The organism is Kocuria tytonicola, from assembly GCF_003687175.1.
Classification (GTDB): Bacteria; Actinomycetota; Actinomycetes; order Actinomycetales; family Micrococcaceae; genus Kocuria; species Kocuria tytonicola.
The window spans coordinates 1,792,913-1,813,983 of record NZ_RDEX01000001.1 but is presented as its reverse complement, the minus strand read 5'-3'; the positions used below and the strand labels follow the sequence as shown (position 1 = coordinate 1,813,983).

Below are 21,071 nucleotides of genomic sequence, written 5' to 3'. Positions count from 1 at the left end.
TGTGTCCCAGATGCTCCGTCGCGCGCTCGTGGGCAAGCCCATCCACAACGAGCGCGCCGCGGGCACCGTGCTCTCCAAGGGCACGGCCCTGCCCGTCTTCGCGTCCGACGCCCTGTCCTCGGTGGCGTACGCCCCCGACGAGATCGTCCTGACGCTGGCCCTCGCGGGATCCGCGGCCATCGTGGTGTCACCCTGGGTGGGGCTCGCGGTGCTCGCGGTGCTGGCCGTCGTCATCACCGCCTACCGGCAGAACGTGCGGGCCTACCCCTCGGGCGGGGCGGACTTCGAGATCGCGTCCAAGAACCTGGGACGCCCCGCGGGCGCCGCGGTGGGCGCCGCCCTGCTCGTGGACTACACGCTCGTCGTCGCGGTGTCGATGGCCGCCGCGTCCCAGTACCTCGCGGCCGTGTTCCCGCCGCTCGTGGCGCACCGCACCGCCGTGGCGGTGGTGGGGATCGCCCTCGTGGGGCTGCTGAACCTGCGCGGGCTCAAGTTCATGGGTCGCGCTTCCTCCGTGCCCACCTACGCGTTCGTGGCCGTGGTGCTGCTGCTCGTCCTCGTGGGCACCGTCCAGGACCTGGCCGGTTCGCTGGCCCCGGCGCCGTCGGCCGGGTACGACGTGCGGCCCGCGGAGGGCATGGACGAGGGCCTGGTGGGCCTGGCCGGGGCCATGCTCGTGCTGCGCGCCTTCTCCTCGGGCGCCGTGGCGGTGACCGGCGTGGAGACCATCACCCACTCGGTCCCGTACTTCCGCAAGCCCAAGGCGCGCAATGCCGCGCGCACCCTCGCGGTGCTCGGGGCGCTCTCCGCGGCCCTGCTGCTGGGGGTCCTCTACCTCACGTGGCGCACCGGCGTGGTGGTGGTCATGGATCCCGTGCACCAGCTGGTGATCGACGGGCACGCGCCGGACGCGAGCTTCTTCCAGGTGCCCGTGCTCGCCCAGATCGCCCAGGCCGTCACGGGCCCGGACTCGGTCTGGGTGGTGGTGCTCGCCCTCGTGACGGTGGGTGTCCTGTTCATGGCGGCGAACACCGCCTACTCGGGGTTCCCCGTCCTGGCGTCGCGCCTGGCCCAGGCCGCGCTGCTGCCCCGGCAGCTGCAGAGCCGGGGGGACCGCTTCGCGTTCACCAACGGCATCATCCTGCTGTCCGTGGTGGCCGCGGCCTTCACCCTCGTGTTCGGTGCGAACGTCAACGCGCTGATCCAGCTCTACGTGGTGGGCGCGTTCTTCGCGTTCACACTCACCCAGGCGGGCATGGTGCGGCACTGGAACCGTGTGCGCCGCACGCGCGCGTCCAGGGCGAGCAGCCGGGGGCTGGCCCTGCAGCTGGGCGTGGCCGTGGTCGCCCTCGTGGCCTGCGCGGCCGTGTTCGTGGTGGTGCTCGTGACCAAGCTCGCGCAGGGCGCGTGGCTCACCATCGTCGCCATCGCGCTGACCACCGTGTTCATGCGCGCGATCGCCCGCCACTACCGCTCGGTGGACGCCGAGCTCGAGGTGCGCCCGGACTCCTCGGTGCGTGCCCTGCCCTCCCGGGTGCACTCAATCATCGTGGTCACCTCCGTGCGCAAGCCCGTGCTGCGTGCCCTGACCTACGCCCGGGCCTCCCGGCCCTCGACGCTCGAGGCCGTGGTGGTGGACACGGACCGCGGCCGCACCGAGGACGTGGTGCGCCAGTGGGAGTCCCTGGAGATCCCCGTGCCCGTGACCGTCCTCGCCTCGCCGTACCGCGACTCCGTGGGGCCGGTGATCGCCCACATCCGCGGCATCCGCCGCAAGTCCCCGCGGGACCTCGTGATCGTCTACCTGCCCGAGTACGTGGTGGGGCGCGGCTGGGAGCGCTTCCTGCACAACCAGGCCATCCGCCCCCTGCGGACCCGCCTGCACTACGAACGCGGAGTCATGATCGCCTCCGTCCCCTGGCACCTGGAATCGGTGCGCGAACTGCAGATCACGGAGAACCAGCGATGACCCAGGATCCCGACCACCCCGTGCTGCGCCTGGGCGACGTGGCCCACGGAGGCCATGTGGTGGCCCGCACGGACGATGGCCGCGTGGTCTTCGTGCGCCACGGTCTGCCCGGCGAGCTCGTGCGCGTGCGGCTCACGGATGCCGACCCCGCGGCGTCGTTCTGGCGCGCGGACGTCACCGAGGTCCTCGAGCCGGCGCCCGGCCGCCGGGACGCCCACGTGTGGCCCGCCGCCGACGCCGCCCGCGCGGCCTCCGAGGGCCGGTCCCCGCTCGGGGGTGCCGAGTTCGGGCACGCGGACCTGCCCACCCAGCGCGAGCTCAAGCGGCGGGTGCTCACCGAGCAGCTGTCCCACCTCGCGGGCCACGACTGGGACGGGACGGTCCGGGAGGCACCGGGGGAGAGCGCCGACGGCACCGGCTGGCGCACCCGCCTGCACCTGGACGTCGCGCCGGACGGCACCCCGGGGATGCACCCGCACCGCTCCGAGGACCTCGCGCCGCTCACGGACATGCCCCTGGCCACGGACGCGATCCGGCGCCTCGCCCCGTGGTCCCTGCGCCTCGAGGGCGCCGAGCGCGTGGACGTGGCGGCACCGGCGAACGGGCAGCAGCCCCTGCTGCACGTGAGCCTGCGGGCGGACGCGGGCGAGGCACGGACCCACGCGCTGCGTGAGCGGCTCGGTGCGTGGGGCGCGCAGAACGGGGTGAGCGTCACAGCCCGCTCGGCGGACCACCGCCGGATCGGCACCTGGGCCGGGACGGACGAGGTGCGCGAGACCCTTGCCGTCCCGGAGGTCGCCGGACTCGCCCCCGGCGCACTGGAGTGGCGCGTGAGCCCCACGGGCTTCTGGCAGATCCACCGCGCGGCACCCGGCACGCTGGCCCGGGCGGTCCTGGAGGCCGCGCAGCTGCGTCCCGGGGAGACCGTGTGGGACCTCTACAGCGGCGCGGGGCTGTTCACGGCGGTCGCGGCACTCGCCGTGGGGGAGACCGGGGCGGTCTTCGCGGTGGAGGGCTCACCCGTGACCTCCGCCGACGCCGCCCACAACCTCGCCGACGTCCCGCACGTCACGAGCGTGCGCGGGGACGTGGCCCGTGTGCTCACCGGCCGGGGCGGGGGCCGCCGCGGTGGCTCCCGCGGTGCAGGTTCGCGTGCGGCGTCGTCCGGGGCGACCTCGCGGCGCAACGAGGCCTGGGCGCCCCGACCGCCGCGCCCCGACGTGGTCGTCATGGACCCACCCCGCGCCGGGGCCGCCAAGGAGGTGCTCGCCGCGGTGGACCAGGCGGGCCCCCGGGCGATCGTCTACATCGCGTGCGATCCGGCCGCACTGGGGCGGGACCTCGGGCGGCTGCGCCGCCGGGGCTGGCGGATCGACCGGGTGGAGGCGTTCGACCTGTATCCGAACACCCATCACGTGGAGGCCGTGGCGCTGCTGGGCAGGGATTCCTGAGCGCGCGCCACGTGAGCCGGGACACAGGCACGGGTGATCGGGCTCGCGTGATTACCGAGCGGTAGACCTGCCACGGGCTACACTGGCAGGGACCGTTCCGTGCGTGCGGGGGCACCTGTGTGCGCCGCACGTGGCGAACGCAACCAACGGTGGCGAGAGGAGTTCCACACCATGACTGTGGACAGCTTTGGAGCCAAGGGCGTTCTCAACGTCAAGGGCACCGACTACGAAATTTTCCGACTGAACGTCGTGGAGGGAGCACAGAAGCTTCCCTACAGCCTGAAGGTCCTGCTCGAGAACCTGCTGCGCACCGAGGACGGTGCGAACGTGACGAGCAAGCACATCGAGGCCCTGGGGTCCTGGGACCCGAACGCCCAGCCCGACACGGAGATCCAGTTCACCCCTGGCCGCGTGATCATGCAGGACTTCACCGGCGTGCCCTGCATCGTGGACCTCGCCACCATGCGCGAGGCCGTGGCGGACCTCGGCGGCGACCCCTCCCGCGTGAACCCGCTGGCCCCCGCCGAGCTGGTCATCGACCACTCCGTGCAGATCGACGCCTTCGGCTCAGCGGACGCCATCGAGCGCAACATGGACATCGAGTACGAGCGCAACGGTGAGCGCTACCAGTTCCTGCGCTGGGGCCAGACCGCGTTCGACGACTTCAAGGTGGTCCCGCCCGGAATGGGCATCGTCCACCAGGTCAACATCGAGAACCTGGCCCGCGTGGTCATGACCCGTGAGGTGGACGGCGCCCTGCGGGCCTACCCGGACACCTGCGTGGGCACCGACTCCCACACCACCATGGAGAACGGCATCGGCGTTCTCGGCTGGGGCGTTGGTGGCATCGAGGCCGAGGCGGCCATGCTGGGCCAGCCCATCTCCATGCTCATCCCGCGCGTGGTGGGCTTCAAGCTCACCGGCGAGATCCCCTCCGGTGCCACCGCCACGGACGTGGTGCTGACGATCACCGAGATGCTGCGCGCGCACGGTGTGGTGGGCAAGTTCGTGGAGTTCTACGGCGAGGGCGTCGCGGCGGTGCCGCTGGCCAACCGCGCCACGATCGGCAACATGTCCCCGGAGTTCGGCTCCACGGCGGCCATCTTCCCGATCGACCAGGTCACCCTGGACTACCTCGAGCTCACGGGTCGCTCCGAGGAGCAGATCGCCCTGATCGAGGCGTACACCAAGGAACAGGGCATGTGGCACGACCCCGCCAAGGAGGTGGCCTACTCCGAGTACCTGGAGCTGGACCTCTCCACGGTGGTCCCCTCCATCTCCGGGCCCAAGCGCCCGCAGGACCGCATCGAGCTCTCCCACTCCAAGGAGCAGTTCCGCGAGGACCTCGTGAACTACGTGGTGGAGGACGAGAACGTGGAGGTGGACGCCAACGTGGTCGAGTCCTTCCCGGCCTCGGACGCCCCCTCCCACGACGCGGCCGAGGAGCAGGACCCGCAGCACGAGCCGCGCGACTCCACCGCCGAGCAGCTGCGCGAGCGCGCGGAGAAGACCGTGCCCGTGACCATGCCCGACGGCCGCGAGTTCGAGCTGGACCACGGCGCCGTGTCGATCGCCTCGATCACCTCGTGCACCAACACGTCCAACCCCTCGGTGATGATGGCCGCGGCCGTGCTGGCCCGCAACGCCACGGAGAAGGGCCTCAAGGCCAAGCCGTGGGTCAAGACCTCGATCGCCCCGGGCTCGCGCGTGGTCACCGAGTACTACGAGAAGTCCGGCCTGGTCCCCGCACTGGAGGAGCTCGGCTTCTACACCGTGGGCTACGGCTGCACCACGTGCATCGGCAACTCCGGTCCGCTGGAGTCCGAGATCTCCCAGGCCATCCAGGACAACGACCTCGCGGTGACCTCGGTGCTCTCCGGCAACCGCAACTTCGAGGGCCGCATCAACCCGGACGTGAAGATGAACTACCTGGCGTCCCCGCCGCTGGTCATCGCCTACGCCCTGGCCGGCACCATGGACTTCGACTTCGAGAACGAGCCCCTGGGCCAGGACTCGAACGGGGAGGACGTCTTCCTCAAGGACATCTGGCCGGACCCCACCGAGGTGCAGAAGATCATCGACGCCTCCATCGACACGGAGATGTTCGACCGCGAGTACGGCACCATTTTCGACGGCGACGAGCGCTGGCAGAACCTGGACACCCCCACGGGTGACGTGTTCGAGTGGGATCCCGAGTCCACCTACGTGCGCAAGCCACCGTACTTCGAGGGCATGTCCATGGAGACCACCCCGGTGGAGGACATCGAGGGCGCCCGCGTGCTGCTCAAGCTGGGTGACTCCGTGACCACGGACCACATCTCCCCGGCCGGCTCCTTCAAGTCGGACACGCCCGCGGGCAAGTACCTCACCGAGCACGGTGTGGCCCGCAAGGACTTCAACTCCTACGGCTCCCGCCGTGGCAACCACGAGGTGATGATCCGCGGCACGTTCGCGAACATCCGCATCAAGAACCAGCTCCTGGACGGCGTGGAGGGCGGTTTCACCCGCGACTTCACCCAGGACGGCGGCCCGCAGGCCGCCGTGTACGACGCCGCCATGAACTACCAGGAGGCCGGCGTGCCCCTGGTGGTGCTGGGCGGCAAGGAGTACGGTTCCGGCTCCTCGCGCGACTGGGCGGCCAAGGGCACATCCCTGCTGGGTGTGCGTGCGGTGATCGCGCAGTCCTACGAGCGCATCCACCGCTCCAACCTGATCGGCATGGGCGTGCTGCCCCTGCAGTTCCCCGAGGGCGAGTCCGCGGACTCCCTGGGCCTGGACGGCACCGAGACCTTCTCGATCGAAGGGGTGACCGCTCTCAACGAGGGCACCACCCCCAAGACCCTGAAGGTCACGGCCGCCAAGGAGGACGGCTCCACCGTGGAGTTCGACGCCGTGCTGCGCATCGACACCCCGGGTGAGGCCGACTACTACCGCAACGGCGGCATCCTGCAGTACGTGCTGCGCCAGATCGCCAAGTAGCCCCTGCGGCGCTCACGCACCGCTGACGCCACCGGCCGGTGATCCCCTTCCGAGGGGTCACCGGCCGGTGGCACATGTGCGCGCGGTCCGCGGTGCCGCGGCACGCGGGGGAGGCGCGGGCCCTGGCGCGGCGGTCCCCCGAGAAGTGGCGGGCCCCCGTGCCCGGGCGAGTAAGATCGGACGGAGCATTCGGGCGCCGCCACCTCCCGCGCCGCACCCCGGACGGGTTCCCACCCGTTCCGCGCGGGCCGGTGGGCGCCGTGACACCCACGGAAGAGCAGGCAATGACGCTTCTGGAGAGCATCGAGGGACCCGAGGACCTGGCGGGTCTGGACGCCGCGGCCATGGAGCAGCTCGCGGACGAGATCCGGGCGTTCCTCATCAGCCACGTGTCCGCGACCGGCGGTCACCTGGGCCCGAACCTCGGCGTGGTGGAACTGACCCTCGCCGTGCACCGCGTGTTCTCCTCTCCCCGGGACTCGGTGGTCTTCGACACCGGTCACCAGTCCTACGTGCACAAGCTCGTGACCGGGCGTCAGGACTTCGCCACCCTGCGACAGGAGGGCGGCCTGGCCGGCTACCCCTCCCGTGCCGAGTCCGAGCACGACATCGTGGAGTCGTCCCACGCCTCCTCCTCCCTGTCCTGGGCGGACGGCATCTCCCGGGGCTACGCCCTCACGGGCCAGGAGGACCGCCACACGGTGGCGGTGATCGGGGACGGCGCGCTCACGGGCGGCATGGCCTGGGAGGCCGTGAACAACATCGCCTCGGACCGTGATCGCAAGGTGGTGATCGTGGTCAACGACAACGGCCGCTCCTACGCCCCCACCGTGGGAGGGTTCGCGAACCACCTCAAGGACCTGCAGGCGAGCGTCCAGCAGGGAGTCGACGCCGTGCGGATGGACCGGCGCTACGAGCAGACGCTCGAGAAAGCCAAGCACCTGCTGACCACGTCCGGCCAGCTGGGCCAGGCCGTCTACCGGGGCCTGCACGGGATGAAGCAGGGCATCAAGGACGTGGTGGTCCAGCAGGGCATCTTCGAAGACCTCGGCATGAAGTACGTGGGCCCGGTGGACGGCCACGATCTCGCCGCCATGGAGCAGGCCCTCACGAACGCCCGGAACTTTGGCGGCCCGGTGATCGTGCACGCGATCACCGAGAAGGGCCACGGCTACCTCCCGGCCCGCCTGGATGAGAACGACCAGTTCCACTCGGTGCCCGTGATCGACCCGGAGACCGGCAAGCCCACCGGGACCGCGTCGGCGCGCACCTGGACGCACGTGTTCCGGGACGAGATCGCGGCCATTGCGGACGAGCGCCCGGACGTCGTGGGCGTCACCGGGGCCATGCTGATCCCCATGGGGCTGCAGAAGATGCAGCTGGCCCACCCCGAGCGGGTGGTGGACGTGGGCATCGCGGAGCAGCACGCCCTGACCATGGCCGCGGGCATGGCGTTCGCGGGTCTGCACCCCGTGGTGGGCCTGTACGCGACCTTCCTGAACCGCGGCTTCGACCAGCTGCTCATGGACGTCGCCCTGCACCGTGCGGGCGTCACGGTGGTGCTGGACCGTGCCGGCGTCACGGGCCCGGACGGCCCCAGCCACCACGGCATGTGGGACCTCGCCCTGCTGCAGATCGTGCCCGGACTGCACCTCGCGGCCCCGCGGGACGAGGCGACCATGGTCCAGGAGCTGCGCGAGGCCGTCGCCGTCTCGGACGCGCCCACCGTGGTGCGCTACCCGAAGGGCGCCGTGGGTGCTCCCCTCCCCGCGGTCCAGCGCTGCGAGGACGGCGTGGACGTGCTCGCCCGCCACGGCGAGGGCTGCGGTGAGCACGGGGAGCAGCGGGACGTGCTGGTCGTGGGAGTGGGCGCGATGTGCGTGACCGCCCTCGAGGTGGCCGAACGCCTGGCCGCCCATGGGGTGACCTCCACGGTCGTGGACCCCCGCTGGGTGCTCCCGGTCGCAGACTCGGTCGTGCGTCTCGCAGCCGACCACCGGATCGTCGTGGTCGTGGAGGACGGCGTGCGTGCCGGCGGCATCGGCTCTCTCATCCGGCAGCAGATGCGGGCCCACGGCGTGGACACCGCGCTGAACGAGGTGGGCCTGCCCACGGAGTTCCTGGAGCACGCGAGCCGGGACGCCATCCTGCGGCACACCGGGGTCACGGCGCAGCGCATCGCCCAGGACACGCTGGCCTCGGTGCTGGGCACCAGGGTGCCCTACGCCCGCCCCGCCGCGGACGACGCCGCCGCCCCGCTCACCGCACCGCGCACTGCCACCGAGGCCCCCCAGGAGGACTGACGGGGGCGCGGTTCACGGGGGCCCGGGCGGGATGCGGAGCGAGCGGGGACGTGGTGCACTCCCGCACCCACGACGAGCTGCCGCGGAACCGGCAGCCCGGCCCGCACCCGGGCGCGATGAGTGCTCGGGTGCACGAGGGCCCCGGCGGCCACCACGGGCAGACACGCTCCGCCTCGGGTGGCCGAGCACCGGCAGGAGCTTCAGCCCACGATCACGCGGCCCTTCTCGACCTTCACGGGGTAGGGGGTGAGCCCGGTGCTCGCGGGCCCGCCGGTGACGTCCCCGGTGGCCAGGTCGAACACCGAGCTGTGGCACGGGCACACGAACTGCTTCTTGGCCGGGTTCACGGAGCACCCCTGGTGGGGGCACACGGGGGAGTAGGCGGTGAACGTGCCCTCGGTGGGCTGGGCCACCACGGCCTGCACTCCGTCCGTGTCCACGGAGATCCCGGAGCCCACGGGCACGTCCGCCGCCGCGGCAACATCGGTGGGGGAAGTCGGGCCACTGGGGGAGGCGGCGCCGTCGGTCTTCTCACCGCCGCCGCCGCACGCGCTGAGCGTCACGGCTCCCACGGCGGCCGCGCCCACGATCCCGACCGCGCGACGTCGTGAGGGGCCGGGGGAGCCCGCGGCGGGCGCGGTGCCCGTGACCGCGTCCGGTTCCTCGGCGGAGCGCGGGACGGCGGTGTGCTGGTGCTCGGACATGGCGGCGAGTCCTCTCTCGGTGCGGTCCACTTCATCCTAGAGCGCAACGGCCACCCGGTGGCGAGCGGGGTAAACCGCGCGTGCACGGGGATTTACTCAGTACCATGAGGAGCAGCAGCGGGCCGGTACGATCCGGTTCGCGAAGCACACGAGGGAGGCACCATGATCAAGCGGTTTGCATTTGTGGCCGGTTTCGGAATCGGCTTCGTGGTCGGATCGGCGTCCGGCCGTAAGAGCTACGAGTCCCTGCGCGAGAGCGCCATCAACACCTGGAACGACCCCAAGGTCCAGGCCAAGGTCTCCGAGGGCACGGACTGGGTCAAGTCCGAGGTTCCCGTGGTGGGCGAGAAGATCGCCGAGAGCGCCCAGAAGGCCACCGAGACCGTCACCACCAAGGCGTCCGAGGGCGCCGCGGCGGTCAAGGGCAAGGCCCAGGACGGTGCCGCCTCGGTCAAGGAGAAGGCGCAGAACTCCTCCTCCCACGGCACGGACGCCAAGCTCCCCAAGCCCGCGACCACCGAGAAGGACGTGGACATGGAGCCGGCGCACCCGGTGCCGGACGCCAAGGACATGAAGAAGTGATCCACCCGCGGCCCCGCTGACCGGGGCCGCGCACGGCGACGGCCGCACACCCCGGGGTGTGCGGCCGTCGTCGTCACGTGAGGGGCGGGCGCAGGATCACTCCTGCGGCTCACCGGCCCTGTCCGCCCGGCGCCGGGCGCGCAGCTCACGCCACGCCGCGCCGATCACGGGGGCCACGCGCTCCACCTGCCACGGCCGGGCGCCGAGCTCCCGCAGCCGCTCCGCCACGGCGTCGTCGGACGTGGAGCGCGGGGGCTGCCAGCAGAACCGCCGCAGCAGCTCGGGGGTCAGCAGGTTCTCGGTGGGCAGCCCCAGCTCGTCGGCGAGGGCGGCCACGGCGGGCTTGACCACCTTGAGCCGCGCGGAGGCCTCGGGCCGCTTGGTCTCCCAGCCCTTGACGGGCGGCAGGTTCGTGGACGGGATCGTGGCGGGCACGGGCTCCTCCGTGAGACGTGCCTCCTGCACCGCAGCGAGCCAGCGGGGGGCCTCGCGGGACGCGAGCCGGCCGTGGAAGCCGGGGGTGCCCATCAGTTGCGGCACGGTGCGCGGCATGGCGTTCGCCGCCGCCACGATGGCGGCGTCGGGCAGCAGCCGTGTGGGGGCGATGTCCTTGTGCCGGGCCAGGGACTCCCGTGCGAGCCACAGGTTGCGCACGGCAGTGAGCTTGCGCCTCCCGCGCACGTTGCCCAGGCCGTGGGTGCGCCGCCAGGGGTCCTGACGGGGCGCGGGAGGAGCGGCCGTGCGCACGTGCTCGAACTCCTGCAGCGCCCACTCCAGCTTGCCGTCCTGGACGAGGCGCTCCTCGGTGGCCCAGCGCAGCTGCACCAGCACCTCCACGTCCAGTGCCGCGTAGTTGAGCCAGTCGGTGGGCAGTGGTCGCTGGGACCAGTCCACCGCGGAGTGCTCCTTGGAGAGGGTGAAGCCCAGCAGCTCCTCGGTCATCGAGGCCAGCCCCACCTTGCGCAACCCGAGCAGCCGCCCGCCGAGCTCGGTGTCGAACAGGGCGTCCGGGCGCATGTCCAGCTCCGCGAGGCACGGCATGTCCTGGGTGGCGGCGTGGAGCACCCACTCCACCCCTCGCAGCGCCTCGTTCACCTGGGCGAGCGACCCCACGGCCTCGGGGTCGATCAGGATGGTGCCGGCTCCCTCGCGGCGCAGCTGCACCAGGAAGGCGCGCTGGCCGTAGCGGAAACCGGAGGCCCGCTCCGTGTCGATGGCCACGGGACCGCTCGCGGCGGCCAGCTGCTCCGCCGCGCGGGTCAGACCGCGGGCGGTGTCCACCACGCGGGGAATGCCCTCCGCGGGGCCGTTGAGGTGCACGGTGGCGGGGACGGCGAGGTGCTCGAAGCCGGGCACCACGATGTCGGACGGCCCCGGTTCACGAGCGGGAGTCGGATCGTTGGCTGTGCTGTTGATGTGATGTTCCTCGAACGCTGGCGTGACGGCCGCGGACCTGGCTCCGCGGTGCCGCACGGGCTGACTTGACGGTGCGGTACTACCTATACGTATGCCACACCTTCGTGGTGCGGCGGAAGTCCTGCGGCTGTGCACAGGACGTGCGTCCACGCACGCAGGTGGGATTCGGCCCAGTGCGGTGCTCCGCCCTGGGGTGGCTGCGGAACGGGGGTCCAGGACGCCCTGACCTCGACCTGCGCGACGTCGGCGCGGTCGGTGAGGCTCCCGTAGTGCCGTTCCACGGTGCGGGACGCGGTGCCGCCCTCCGCGGTGAACAGGGCGCCGTGCTCTCCGAGGGTGTCCGTGAGCCACGCCCAGCTGACGTCGGTGAGCAGCTCGTCGCGGCCCATCTCGGTGTCCATGCGGGACCGGAACCAGCTCACGATCCGGAAGGGTCCCTGCCACGGTTGGGGACAGGACTCGTCGTAGAGCACCACGAAGCGACCGGAGGCGGGCGCCTCTCGGGGCCCGGCGGCGTCGTGCGCCCGGGCCGCGCGCGGGGACAGGCTGCGCCCCACCTCCGCCGCGAAGGAGATCGCGTGCGGTGCCAGACCGCGGGGCGGGGCGATGCGGCTGAGCGTGATCTCGGGGCGGAACCGGGCAGACTCCAGGGCCCGCACGACTGCGCGAAACACGTCCGGAGTGCTCTTCAGCTCGGTTACCGCTCCCACAAGGTCACAGTAACCACACTGATCACCATCGGTGCGTGTTTGGCATCGTGTCGTCACTGCGGGCCACCGGGGCCGCGGCCCCGGGCCGTGCGGGGAGTCAGGACGCCGGAACCAGGCGCAGCGAGACCGAGTTCATGCAGTAGCGCAGGTCCGTGGGCGTCCCGTAGCCCTCGCCCTCGAACACGTGTCCCAGGTGCGAGTCGCACGTGGCGCACCGGACCTCCACACGCTTCATGCCCAGCGTGGTGTCCTCGATGTAGCGCACCCGATCCTCCGCGAGCGGCGCGAAGAACGAGGGCCACCCGCAGTGCGATGCGAACTTGGTCTCGGAGCGGAAGAGCTCGGCGCCGCACGCACGGCACTCGTAGACGCCCTCGGTGGTGGTGTCCACGTACTCACCCGTGTGCGGCGGCTCGGTCCCGGCCTGGCGCAGCACCTCGTACTCCATCGGCTCCAGAGCCTCCCGCCACTGCGCATCCGTGCGCGCGGCCGCGGCCTCGGGGCTCAGCGGCCGCTTCTCCTGCTGCGCGTGCGCCGCGTCGTTCTCGTGCACGGTGTGCCTCCCTGTTCATCGGTGGTTGTCGTGCCTGTGCAACCACGCGGCGGCCGGGGTTATGCCCGCGGGCCACCCTCGGGGGAGGGTCCGGCGTGCCAGAATGGCGCCATGACTCGGCTCACGCCCTCCCCGCAGGACTCGGAATCCGCACGCTCCTGGCAGCACGGCGCGCTCGTGGGTGCGGCCGCGGGACTCGGTGCGGCCTCCGCCGCGTTCGCCGTCTCGGGCGGTGCCGCCGCGCTCGTCGCCCGGCACGTGGTCACGCCGTCCTCCCGGCCCGGCAACGTGACGGTGCTCAAGCTGGAGAAGGACCCCCACTCGGGTCTGGACCTCGTGACCCTTCCCGCCACCTCGGACACCCGGGTGGCCGGGACCTACGCCCTGCGCTTCGACGACGGCGCGGGGCTCGTCCGGATCGGCTTCATCGTGCGCCAGACCGGTGGCACGGTCACCCGCGTGGTGGAGCGCGTCTACCGCGGGGAGCTCTCGGTGGGTGCGCGCGGCTGGTGGACCGGCACGGTGTACGCGCGCCCCTCGGACGCCGGTCTCGCCTACGGCAAGGTGGAGATCACGACGCCGCTCGGACCGGCCCCCGCGTGGCTCGTGCCGGGTGACGGGGACACGGCCCGTGCCCACCACACGGGGACCTGGGCCGTGATGGTGCACGGCCGCGGGGCCCAGCGGCCCGAGTGCATCCGCGGGGCACGGGTGGCCCACCAGCTGGGGCTGCACTCGCTGATCCTCTCCTACCGCAACGACCAGGAGGCACCCACCACCGAGGACAACAAGTACGGCCTCGGGTTCACCGAGTGGGAGGACGTGCAGGCGGGCATCGAGTACGCACTCGAGCACGGCGCCTCGGACGTGGTGCTGTTCGGGTGGTCCATGGGCGGGGCGATCGTGCTGCGCACCACGGAGCTCACGCGCCACAGGGACCGGGTCCGGGCGCTCGTGCTCACCGGCCCGGTGGTGGACTGGTACGAGCTGCTCGCGCACCAGACCCGAGTGCACCGCATCCCGCGCCGCGTGGGGCGCCTGGCCGCGGACATGATCTCCCACCGCCTGGGCCCCCGGGTCACGGGGCTCGCGGCCCCTGTGGACCTGCATGCACTGGACTGGCTCTCCCGGTGGCAGGACATCACCACGCCCACGCTGATCCTGCACTCCACGGACGACGAGGTGGTGCCCGTGGCGGGATCCGTGAAGCTCGCGGACCTCAGTCCGCACGTGGACTTCGTGGGGTTCTCGGGTGCGCGGCACACCAAGGAGTGGAACATCGACCGCAAGCGCTACGAACGCGCGATGGGGGACTGGCTCGCCGCGGTGCTGCGGGACGGCGCCTGAGTCCCGGCCGAGCGCCGTCGTACGCGGACGCAGAGACCCCCGGACGCGCGGCGGGCCGGGGGTCTCTGCATGGCGGACGCCGCGGCCGCGAACCGTGCCGGTCCCTGCGCCCGCGGCGTCGGCGTCAGCCGGCCTGCAGCGCGGTGATCTGGTGCTTGACGCGGCCCAGCATCGCGGACATCCCGCGCATCCGCAGCGGGGAGACCAGCTTGGTGAGTCCGAAGCGCTCCGGGAGGTCGTCCGGCACGGCGAGCACCTGCTCCGCCGGGAGCCCGTTGAGACCCTCGTGCAGGATCGACGCGAACCCGCGCGTGGTGGGTGCCTCCGCCGGGGCGGAGAAGAAGAGCGAGACCGGGGCCTCAGGCCCGCTGCCCTCCAGCTCCACCGCGAGGAAGAGCGGGGACTGGCACTCCGTCACCTGCTCAAGCTCCTCCGGGTGCTCGCCCAGCCGCGCGGGCAGCTCCGGGAGCGAGCGGGAGAACTCCAGCAGCAGCTGCAGCTTGTCCGGCTCGGGAACCTCGTGGAACTCGGTGACGAGCTCGGCCAGCTGGGCGGGAAGCTCCTGCGCGCTCACCGGGCGGCTCCCGGGACCTCGCCGCGCGCCTCGCCCTGGGCCACGGGCACGCGCACGGCGTTGCCCCACTCGGTCCAGGAGCCGTCGTAGTTGCGCACGTTCTCGAATCCCAGCAGGTGGGTGAGCACGAACCAGGTGTGGGAGGAGCGCTCACCGATGCGGCAGTAGGCGATGACGTCCTCGCCCGGGGTCAGCCCCACCTCGTCCAGGTAGATCGCCTCGAGCTCCGCGCGGGACCTGAACGTCCCGTCCTCGGCGGCCGCGCGTGCCCAGGGCACCGACGCCGCGGTGGGGATGTGCCCGCCGCGCAGCGTGCCCTCCTGCGGGTAGTCGGGCATGTGGGTGCGCTCGCCCGTGTATTCCTGGGGGGAGCGCACGTCGATCAGCGGGGTGGTGCCCAGCGCCTGCAGCACGTCCTCCCGGTAGGCGCGGATCGGGGCGTCCTCGCGCTGCACCACGGGGTAGTCGGTGGGCGTGACCTCGGTGGCGTCGGTGGTGAGCTCGCGGCCCTCCGCGATCCACTTGTCCCGGCCGCCGTCCATGAGCCGGACGTCCTCGTGGCCGAACAGCGTGAACACCCACAGGGCGTAGGCGGCCCACCAGTTGGACTTGTCGCCGTAGACCACCACGGTGTCCTCGCGGGAGATGCCCTTGCGGGACATCAGCGCGGCGAACGCCTCGCCGTCCACGTAGTCGCGGGTCTCGGTGTCGTTGAGGTCCGTGTGCCAGTCCACCTTCACGGCTCCGGGCACGTGGCCCGTCTCGTAGAGCAGGACGTCCTCGTCGGACTCGACCACGACGACGCCCGGGTCGTCGGTGTGCTCCGCCACCCACTGGGTGGAGACCAGCCGCTGCGGGTGCGCGTACTGCGCGAAGGCCTCGTTGTGCTCTGCTTCTGCCGCCATGAAGACGTCTCCTTGTCCTGGTGCTGTCCTGTCCCGGTGGTGCCGGGGGCGGCGCACGCCGGGGCGTGCGCATCTCGGTTCCCAGCGTAGTGGTGCGGCCGTGGGCCGTGCATGCCGGGTGGTCCTCGTTCGTCACGCCCGCGTGTGGTGTTCACCACCGGCTGAGCCGCGCGGACGTGCCGACGGGGCCGCGCGGCGCGCCGGGTAGCATCGGGGAGAGAACGGGGCGAGCCACGCCCCACCGTCCGTCGAGAGCGGGACCGGTGACCGGGGAGCTGCCCACGCGAGCGGCGCGCCCGGTGCCGGCCGGGAGGCCCTGTCACGTGAGCACGCACATCGAACACCTGGTGGAGCGCAATCCGCGCGTCTCCGCGGAGGACCTGCTGGCCGGGTTCCGACCTTCCGAGCGCTTCGGGGAGGTGTCCTTCGACACCTACCGCCCTGACCCCTCCCAGCCCTCCCAGGCCGAGGCCGTGGAGAAGCTGCGGGCGTTCGCGGCCAGCGTGTCCGGGCGCGGCACGCAGGGCGGTGGCGGTTTCTTCGCCAAGCTCTTCGGCGGGTCGAAGGCACCGGTCGCGGCCCAGGGGATCTACCTGGACGGCGGGTTCGGTGTGGGCAAGACCCACCTGCTCGCCTCCCTGTGGCACGCCGTGCCGGGGCCCAAGGCGTTCGGCACGTTCGTGGAGTACACCAACCTGGTGGGTGCCCTCACGTTCCGGCGCACCGTGGACGCGCTGAAGGAGTACTCGCTCGTGTGCATCGACGAGTTCGAGCTGGACGATCCCGGGGACACGGTGCTGATGTCCCGACTGATGCGCGAGCTCGCGGATGCGGGCGTCAAGCTCGCGGCCACGTCCAACACCCTGCCCGGCTCGCTGGGGGAGGGGCGGTTCGCCGCTCAGGACTTCCAGCGGGAGATCCAGGTGCTCTCCTCGCAGTTCGAGGTGGTGCGCATCGACGGCGAGGACTACCGCCACCGCGGGCTTCCGGAGGCCCCGTCACCACTGGCCGACGACGCCGCGCTCGACGCCGCCGTGGAGCAGCACTTCGCGGGTCGTCGGGTGGCCGTGGACGACTTCGACGCACTCGTGGACCAGCTCTCCCGGGTGCACCCCTCCCGCTACCGGGCGTTCATCGCGGACCTGGACGCCATTGCGTGGCGCGGGGTGCGCACGATCGACCAGCAGGCCGTGGCGCTGCGCTTCGTGGTGCTCGCGGACCGGCTCTACGACCGCGACCTCCCCATCCTCTCCACGGGCGTGCCCTTCGACCGGGTGTTCACGGAGGAGATGATGGCCGGCGGGTACCAGAAGAAGTACTACCGCGCCGTCTCCCGCCTCACCGCACTGGCGCGGGAGGCCGACGAGGCCTGAGGCGGTCCGCCGGCCCTGCCGAGCACCCCGCCCGGGCAGCATCGTCGGGCACCGGGCACCGGGCACCGGGCACCGGCCACCGGCCACTGTGCCCGGGGTCGACGACGTCCGAAGCGCCGGTCATGAAAACGGGGGCCCCTTCCGTGAGGAAGGGGCCCCCGTTGCCCTGCGGGGGGCGAGGTTTTACTCGTTGCCACCGAGGTGGTCGCGCACGGCGTCCTGGCCCTGGTCGACCTGGCCCTCGAACTTGCCGCCGGTCTTCTCGTCGACGGCGTCCCCGGCCTTGTCGACGCCCTCCTTGACCTTGTCCTGGTGGTCGCCCGCCAGGTCCTTGGCCTTGTCCGCGAGTCCTCCGAAGTCAGGCATGATCTGTCTCCTTCCGATTGCTGAACCAGCCCGGTTGCGGGTCGGCAGGTTCCCATCCTGCACGCCGGGGCGCTCGCTGGAAAGGGCCTCGCACAACCGTTCGCCGTGAGGGAAACCGGGAGTGGCACCACGGAGATCCGTCGGCGGGGGTGGTGGGGGCGTGGAGTATCCTGAGAGTCCTTTTCCACGAGGACGGCGACCGGTGCCGCGCCCCGCGCGCACCGCTTCCCCGAGCGACCGCCCCGCCCCCAGCACGCTCAGCACCCCTGAGAACTGCATCCACGAAGGAGCCAGTGCGCACCATGACCACCGAACAGGTCGAACTGCTCCGCCACCCGGCGGAGGCCATCAACTGGAACCGCGTCCAGGACGAGAAGGACACCGAGGTCTGGGACCGTCTGACGTCGAACTTCTGGCTGCCCGAGAAGGTGCCGCTGTCCAACGACGTCCAGTCCTGGAAGACGCTCAGCGCCGAGGAGCAGGACCTCGCCATGAAGGTCTTCACCGGCCTCACGCTGCTGGACACCATCCAGGGCACCGTGGGCGCGGTCTCCCTCATCCCGGACGCCAAGACGCTCCACGAGGAGGCGGTCTACACGAACATCGCCTTCATGGAGTCCGTGCACGCCAAGTCCTACTCCTCGATCTTCTCCACGCTGTCCTCGATGAAGCAGATCGACGAGGCGTTCCGGTGGTCCCGTGAGAACGAGTACCTCCAGCGCAAGGCGGACATCGTCCTGTCCTACTACAAGGGCGACGACCCCCTGAAGAAGAAGGTGGCCTCCACCCTGCTGGAGTCGTTCCTGTTCTACTCCGGGTTCTACCTGCCCATGTACTTCTCCTCCCACGCCAAGCTCACCAACACCGCGGACCTGATCCGGCTGATCATCCGCGACGAGGCCGTGCACGGGTACTACATCGGCTACAAGTACCAGAAGGGCCTGCTGCTGGAGACACCGGAGCGTCAGCAGGAGCTGAAGGACTACACCTACGACCTGCTGGACGAGCTCTACGAGAACGAGGTGGCCTACGCCGAGGCCCTCTACGACTCCGTGGGCTGGACCGAGGACGTCAAGAAGTTCCTGCACTACAACGCCAACAAGGCGCTGAACAACCTGGGCTACGAGGCGCTGTTCCCGCGCGAGATGACGGACGTCTCCCCGGCCATCCTCTCCTCGCTGTCCCCGAACGCGGACGAGAACCACGACTTCTTCTCCGGCTCGGGCTCCTCCTACGTGATCGGCAAGGCGGTGAACACGGAGGACGAGGACTGGGACTTCTGATCCGGTTCCACCCGCAGCGGTTCTGCGCACTCGAAGGCCGTCACGTCACCGCGTGGCGGCCTTCGCCGTCCCCCAATGTGCGACTGTGACCGCTGCGGGGCGGTACCTAGACTTGAGAGCGCTAGGGGAGAGCGTCCCCGTTGCCCGCAGAACGTTCCGGGGGGGATCGTCAGGGCGGTGGGGCAGGGTTGACGCCGCGGTGGGGGTGACTCCGTTCGCACCCACCGCGGCAGACTTTCACAGGGAGCTGAGACATCATGCGTGCTGCTGCGATCGTGAGATCCGCGCTGTCGGTGGCCGAGCTGACGGCACTGAACCAGCTGATGCGTGGAACGGGAACCGTGGAGGGCTTCGAACGGGAACTCGTGACCCGGGTGTACACCGGGGCGATGGGATGGGTCCGGGAGCTCGAGGGCAGTGAGCTGACCCGTGACCAGCGCAAGCGGTGGAACGCCGCGGTGCGCTACGTGGACCGGTACGTGTCCCGCGGGGGCGTCACCATGACGTGCCGCCCGCTGCACTCGCTGAACCAGTCCCGCGATCTGCTGGCGGACCACCGCGTGCTCAAGACGGCCATCGTGGCCGCCGCGGCGCACGGGCCGGTGACCTACCCCCGGCGTCGACCCGCGGGCGTGCAGCGCTCCGGGTCCGAGCACCGGGCCGCCGCGCAGCTGGCCACCACCGGCGCCTGAACCGCGTCCGCCGGGCAGCACCGCCGGCTGGACTAGAGTTGGCGCCAGCATGAAACTCATACGTCAGCGCGAGTCCCTGGGTGCCGAACAGGACTACCGCCGCGCCCTCACCATCCTGGATGCCGCCCGCGGCGGCGCCACCGAACCCGTCCTGCGGGTGTACCAGCCGCGCCCCACCGTGGCGTTCGGCCGCCGGGACGAGCTGAACCCCGGCTTCGCCCGTGCGCGTCAGGCCGCGCTCGATGCCGCGTTCACACCGCTCGTGCGCCGGGTGGGTGGCCGTGCCGCGGCCTACCACGGCGGGTGCCTCGTGATCGACCACGTGGAGCCGGACCCGGATCCCAAGACCGGGATCCAGGACCGCTACCGGTTGTTCGGGGACATGGTGGTGGCCGCGCTCGAGGAGCTCGAGATCCCCGCCCAGGTGGGTGAGATCCCGGGGGAGTACTGCGCGGGCGAGTACAGCGTGCACGCACCGGGCACGGCCGCGGACCCGCAGCAGCCCGTGAAGCTCGCCGGGACGGCGCAGCGCGTGGTGGCCGGCGCGTGGTACTTCTCCACGGTGGTCGTGGTGGCGGAGTCCGAGCCCCTGCGCGGCGTCCTGGAGGACGTCTACGCGTGCCTGGGCGTGCCGTGGGAGCCCGCCACGGCCGGGTGCGTCGCGGACGTGCGGCCCGGGACCACGGTGGCCGAGGTCGAGGACGCGCTCATGGGCGTGTACGACCGCTACGCCACCTACATGGGCCACGGCCCCGTGACCGGGGCCGCCGGCACGGCCTGACCCGGCACACCAGACGACCCGGCAACCAGACTCAGGAGGAGCGCACCGTGTGCGGACGCTACGTGATCGCGAGGACCCCCGGGCAGCTGGCCCTGCCCTTCGACGCCCGCGTGGACGACTCCATCGCGGACTCCGCGGCGCCCAACTGGAACGTGGCACCCACCCACACGGTGCCCGTGGTGCTCGAGCGCCTCGCGGAGGACGGCCAGCTGCTCACGGAGGTCCACGCGGCCCGCTGGGGGCTCGTGCCCTCGTGGGCCAAGGACGTCTCGGTGGGTTCCACGATGTTCAACGCGCGCTCCGAGACCGTCATGGAGAAGCCCTCCTTCCGGGCGGCCGTCACCGCGCGGCGCTGCGCGGTCCCCGCGGACGGCTACTACGAGTGGAAGGCCCCGGACACGGGGCACGGAAAGAAGCAGCCCTACTTCGTGCACCCGCAGGACGGCGCGCCCATCTGGTTCGCCGGCATCTACGAGTGGTGGCGCGTACCCGGTGACGCCGCAGCAGCCGTGCGCGGGGAGCAGACGCGGCCGGGCCGCGCCGCATCGCAGGACGACGCCGCGGGGCAGTGGCTGCTCTCGTGCTCGATCCTCACGCGCGAGGCGCCCGACGCCCGTGACGAGAATCCCCACCTCGCGGCTCTCGGCGCCCTGCACCACCGCCTGCCCGTGGGCATGGACGAGGACACCGCCCGGGAGTGGATTGCGCCGGACAAGGACAAGGAGCACACGCGCGCGCTCGTGGACCGGGTGGTCGCCCAGGCGTTCGAGGTCGCCTCGGGGTGGCGCATGCACCCGGTCTCCACGGAGGTGGGCTCGGTCGCGAACCAGGGGGCCCACCTCGTGGAGCCGCAGGAGCCGCTGTTCTCCTGACGCCGCTCGGCCGCGCGACGCACCGCTTCCTCCCGGGTGCGGGGCCGCGGCCCGTGGTCAGCGTGCCCAGCCAGCAGAGGCGGGCCACCCCTCGCGCTCGCGGGGACGGCGGACCGCGTCACCGGGCGTGGCCCCGTGTCGGCTCCCGTTGCTTCCCGGCGGGCCGGAAGCAACGGAGCGCGGCTTGCGGCCCTACAGTGGGAGTCATCAG

Annotated in this window: 18 protein-coding genes; 11 read left to right on the top strand and 7 right to left on the bottom strand. The window is 71.7% G+C overall.

Annotation, left to right across the window (positions count from 1 at the left end):
• The first annotated feature begins 10 nt into the window (after positions 1–10).
• From EAE32_RS08165 to dxs, 4 genes are all read left to right on the top strand, one after another.
• A complete protein-coding gene (locus EAE32_RS08165) occupies positions 11–1,969 on the top strand; it encodes an APC family permease (protein WP_121864852.1) in 1,959 nt (652 codons plus the stop codon).
• The gene (locus tag EAE32_RS08160) at positions 1,966–3,420 is read left to right on the top strand and encodes a class I SAM-dependent RNA methyltransferase (RefSeq protein WP_121864711.1); all 1,455 of its coding nucleotides are present in this window, start codon (positions 1,966–1,968) and stop codon (positions 3,418–3,420) included. Before EAE32_RS08165 ends, EAE32_RS08160 begins: the two co-directional genes overlap by 4 nt.
• 171 nt (positions 3,421–3,591) lie before the next feature.
• A complete protein-coding gene (gene acnA, locus EAE32_RS08155; RefSeq protein WP_121864710.1) occupies positions 3,592–6,399 on the top strand; it encodes an aconitate hydratase AcnA in 2,808 nt (935 codons plus the stop codon).
• A gap of 284 nt (positions 6,400–6,683) precedes the next feature.
• Positions 6,684–8,702 carry a 1-deoxy-D-xylulose-5-phosphate synthase gene (gene dxs / locus EAE32_RS08150; protein WP_121864709.1) on the top strand — a complete coding sequence of 673 codons (2,019 nt, stop codon included), beginning with the start codon at positions 6,684–6,686 and terminating at the stop codon, positions 8,700–8,702.
• Between the two features lie 200 nt (positions 8,703–8,902).
• On the opposite strand, the gene EAE32_RS08145 is transcribed toward dxs, so the two are convergent.
• A complete protein-coding gene (locus tag EAE32_RS08145) occupies positions 8,903–9,406 on the bottom strand; it encodes a Rieske (2Fe-2S) protein (RefSeq protein WP_165860467.1) in 504 nt (167 codons plus the stop codon).
• Positions 9,407–9,568: 162 nt separating this feature from the next.
• Here EAE32_RS08145 and EAE32_RS08140 point away from each other — a divergent pair, with 162 nt between their 5' ends.
• Positions 9,569–9,988: a hypothetical protein gene (locus EAE32_RS08140; RefSeq protein ID WP_121846201.1), complete on the top strand. Its 420-nt coding sequence runs from the start codon at positions 9,569–9,571 to the stop codon at positions 9,986–9,988.
• 96 nt (positions 9,989–10,084) lie between these two features.
• Here EAE32_RS08140 and EAE32_RS08135 read toward each other — a convergent pair whose 3' ends face one another.
• The 3 genes from EAE32_RS08135 to msrB all read right to left on the bottom strand — a co-directional run bounded on the left by EAE32_RS08135 (position 10,085) and on the right by msrB (position 12,622).
• Positions 10,085–11,347, bottom strand: a complete 1,263-nt coding sequence (locus EAE32_RS08135; protein ID WP_121864708.1) for an HRDC domain-containing protein — start codon at positions 11,345–11,347, stop codon at positions 10,085–10,087.
• Between the two features lie 140 nt (positions 11,348–11,487).
• On the bottom strand, positions 11,488–12,078 hold the full coding sequence (locus EAE32_RS08130) for a DUF3000 domain-containing protein (RefSeq protein WP_240625151.1): 591 nt from the start codon (positions 12,076–12,078) through the stop codon (positions 11,488–11,490).
• A 133-nt stretch (positions 12,079–12,211) separates the two neighbouring features.
• Positions 12,212–12,622, bottom strand: coding sequence for a peptide-methionine (R)-S-oxide reductase MsrB (gene msrB / locus EAE32_RS08125; protein WP_121864850.1), 411 nt, complete (start codon positions 12,620–12,622; stop codon positions 12,212–12,214).
• A 156-nt stretch (positions 12,623–12,778) separates the two neighbouring features.
• On the opposite strand from msrB, the gene EAE32_RS08120 reads away from it, so the two are divergent.
• A complete protein-coding gene (locus EAE32_RS08120; RefSeq protein ID WP_121864707.1) occupies positions 12,779–14,014 on the top strand; it encodes an alpha/beta hydrolase family protein in 1,236 nt (411 codons plus the stop codon).
• Between the two features lie 124 nt (positions 14,015–14,138).
• On the opposite strand, the gene EAE32_RS08115 is transcribed toward EAE32_RS08120, so the two are convergent.
• Positions 14,139–14,588: a SufE family protein gene (locus tag EAE32_RS08115; RefSeq protein ID WP_121846205.1), complete on the bottom strand. Its 450-nt coding sequence runs from the start codon at positions 14,586–14,588 to the stop codon at positions 14,139–14,141.
• Positions 14,585–15,493, bottom strand: coding sequence for a sulfurtransferase (locus EAE32_RS08110; protein WP_121864706.1), 909 nt, complete (start codon positions 15,491–15,493; stop codon positions 14,585–14,587). The genes EAE32_RS08115 and EAE32_RS08110 overlap by 4 nt, the downstream gene beginning before the upstream one ends.
• 323 nt (positions 15,494–15,816) lie before the next feature.
• On the opposite strand from EAE32_RS08110, the gene zapE reads away from it, so the two are divergent.
• The gene (gene zapE, locus EAE32_RS08105) at positions 15,817–16,866 is read left to right on the top strand and encodes a cell division protein ZapE (RefSeq protein ID WP_121864705.1); all 1,050 of its coding nucleotides are present in this window, start codon (positions 15,817–15,819) and stop codon (positions 16,864–16,866) included.
• A gap of 183 nt (positions 16,867–17,049) precedes the next feature.
• Here zapE and EAE32_RS08100 read toward each other — a convergent pair whose 3' ends face one another.
• Positions 17,050–17,232 (bottom strand): antitoxin, encoded by a 183-nt coding sequence (locus EAE32_RS08100; protein ID WP_121846208.1) that lies wholly within the window; start codon positions 17,230–17,232, stop codon positions 17,050–17,052.
• 302 nt (positions 17,233–17,534) lie between these two features.
• Here EAE32_RS08100 and nrdF point away from each other — a divergent pair, with 302 nt between their 5' ends.
• From nrdF to EAE32_RS08080, 4 genes are all read left to right on the top strand, one after another.
• Positions 17,535–18,515 (top strand): class 1b ribonucleoside-diphosphate reductase subunit beta, encoded by a 981-nt coding sequence (gene nrdF / locus EAE32_RS08095; protein ID WP_121846215.1) that lies wholly within the window; start codon positions 17,535–17,537, stop codon positions 18,513–18,515.
• A gap of 257 nt (positions 18,516–18,772) precedes the next feature.
• A complete protein-coding gene (locus EAE32_RS08090) occupies positions 18,773–19,207 on the top strand; it encodes a hypothetical protein (RefSeq protein WP_243635630.1) in 435 nt (144 codons plus the stop codon).
• A gap of 49 nt (positions 19,208–19,256) precedes the next feature.
• A complete protein-coding gene (locus EAE32_RS08085; protein ID WP_121864704.1) occupies positions 19,257–19,988 on the top strand; it encodes a lipoate--protein ligase family protein in 732 nt (243 codons plus the stop codon).
• Between the two features lie 47 nt (positions 19,989–20,035).
• Positions 20,036–20,860 carry an SOS response-associated peptidase gene (locus EAE32_RS08080; protein WP_121864703.1) on the top strand — a complete coding sequence of 275 codons (825 nt, stop codon included), beginning with the start codon at positions 20,036–20,038 and terminating at the stop codon, positions 20,858–20,860.
• The last annotated feature ends 211 nt before the right edge of the window (positions 20,861–21,071 follow it).

Excerpts from the sequence above, each read along its gene's own strand:
- EAE32_RS08165 (WP_121864852.1), top strand. The coding sequence starts at position 11 with ATGCTCCGTCGCGCGCTCGTGGGCAAGCCCATCCACAACGAGCGCGCC.
- EAE32_RS08160 (WP_121864711.1), top strand. The coding sequence starts at position 1,966 with ATGACCCAGGATCCCGACCACCCCGTGCTGCGCCTGGGCGACGTGGCC.
- acnA (WP_121864710.1), top strand. The coding sequence starts at position 3,592 with ATGACTGTGGACAGCTTTGGAGCCAAGGGCGTTCTCAACGTCAAGGGC.
- dxs (WP_121864709.1), top strand. The coding sequence starts at position 6,684 with ATGACGCTTCTGGAGAGCATCGAGGGACCCGAGGACCTGGCGGGTCTG.
- EAE32_RS08145 (WP_165860467.1), bottom strand. The coding sequence starts at position 9,406 with ATGTCCGAGCACCAGCACACCGCCGTCCCGCGCTCCGCCGAGGAACCG.
- EAE32_RS08140 (WP_121846201.1), top strand. The coding sequence starts at position 9,569 with ATGATCAAGCGGTTTGCATTTGTGGCCGGTTTCGGAATCGGCTTCGTG.
- EAE32_RS08120 (WP_121864707.1), top strand. The coding sequence starts at position 12,779 with ATGACTCGGCTCACGCCCTCCCCGCAGGACTCGGAATCCGCACGCTCC.
- EAE32_RS08110 (WP_121864706.1), bottom strand. The coding sequence starts at position 15,493 with ATGGCGGCAGAAGCAGAGCACAACGAGGCCTTCGCGCAGTACGCGCAC.
- EAE32_RS08100 (WP_121846208.1), bottom strand. The coding sequence starts at position 17,232 with ATGCCTGACTTCGGAGGACTCGCGGACAAGGCCAAGGACCTGGCGGGC.
- nrdF (WP_121846215.1), top strand. The coding sequence starts at position 17,535 with ATGACCACCGAACAGGTCGAACTGCTCCGCCACCCGGCGGAGGCCATC.
- EAE32_RS08090 (WP_243635630.1), top strand. The coding sequence starts at position 18,773 with ATGCGTGCTGCTGCGATCGTGAGATCCGCGCTGTCGGTGGCCGAGCTG.
- EAE32_RS08085 (WP_121864704.1), top strand. The coding sequence starts at position 19,257 with ATGAAACTCATACGTCAGCGCGAGTCCCTGGGTGCCGAACAGGACTAC.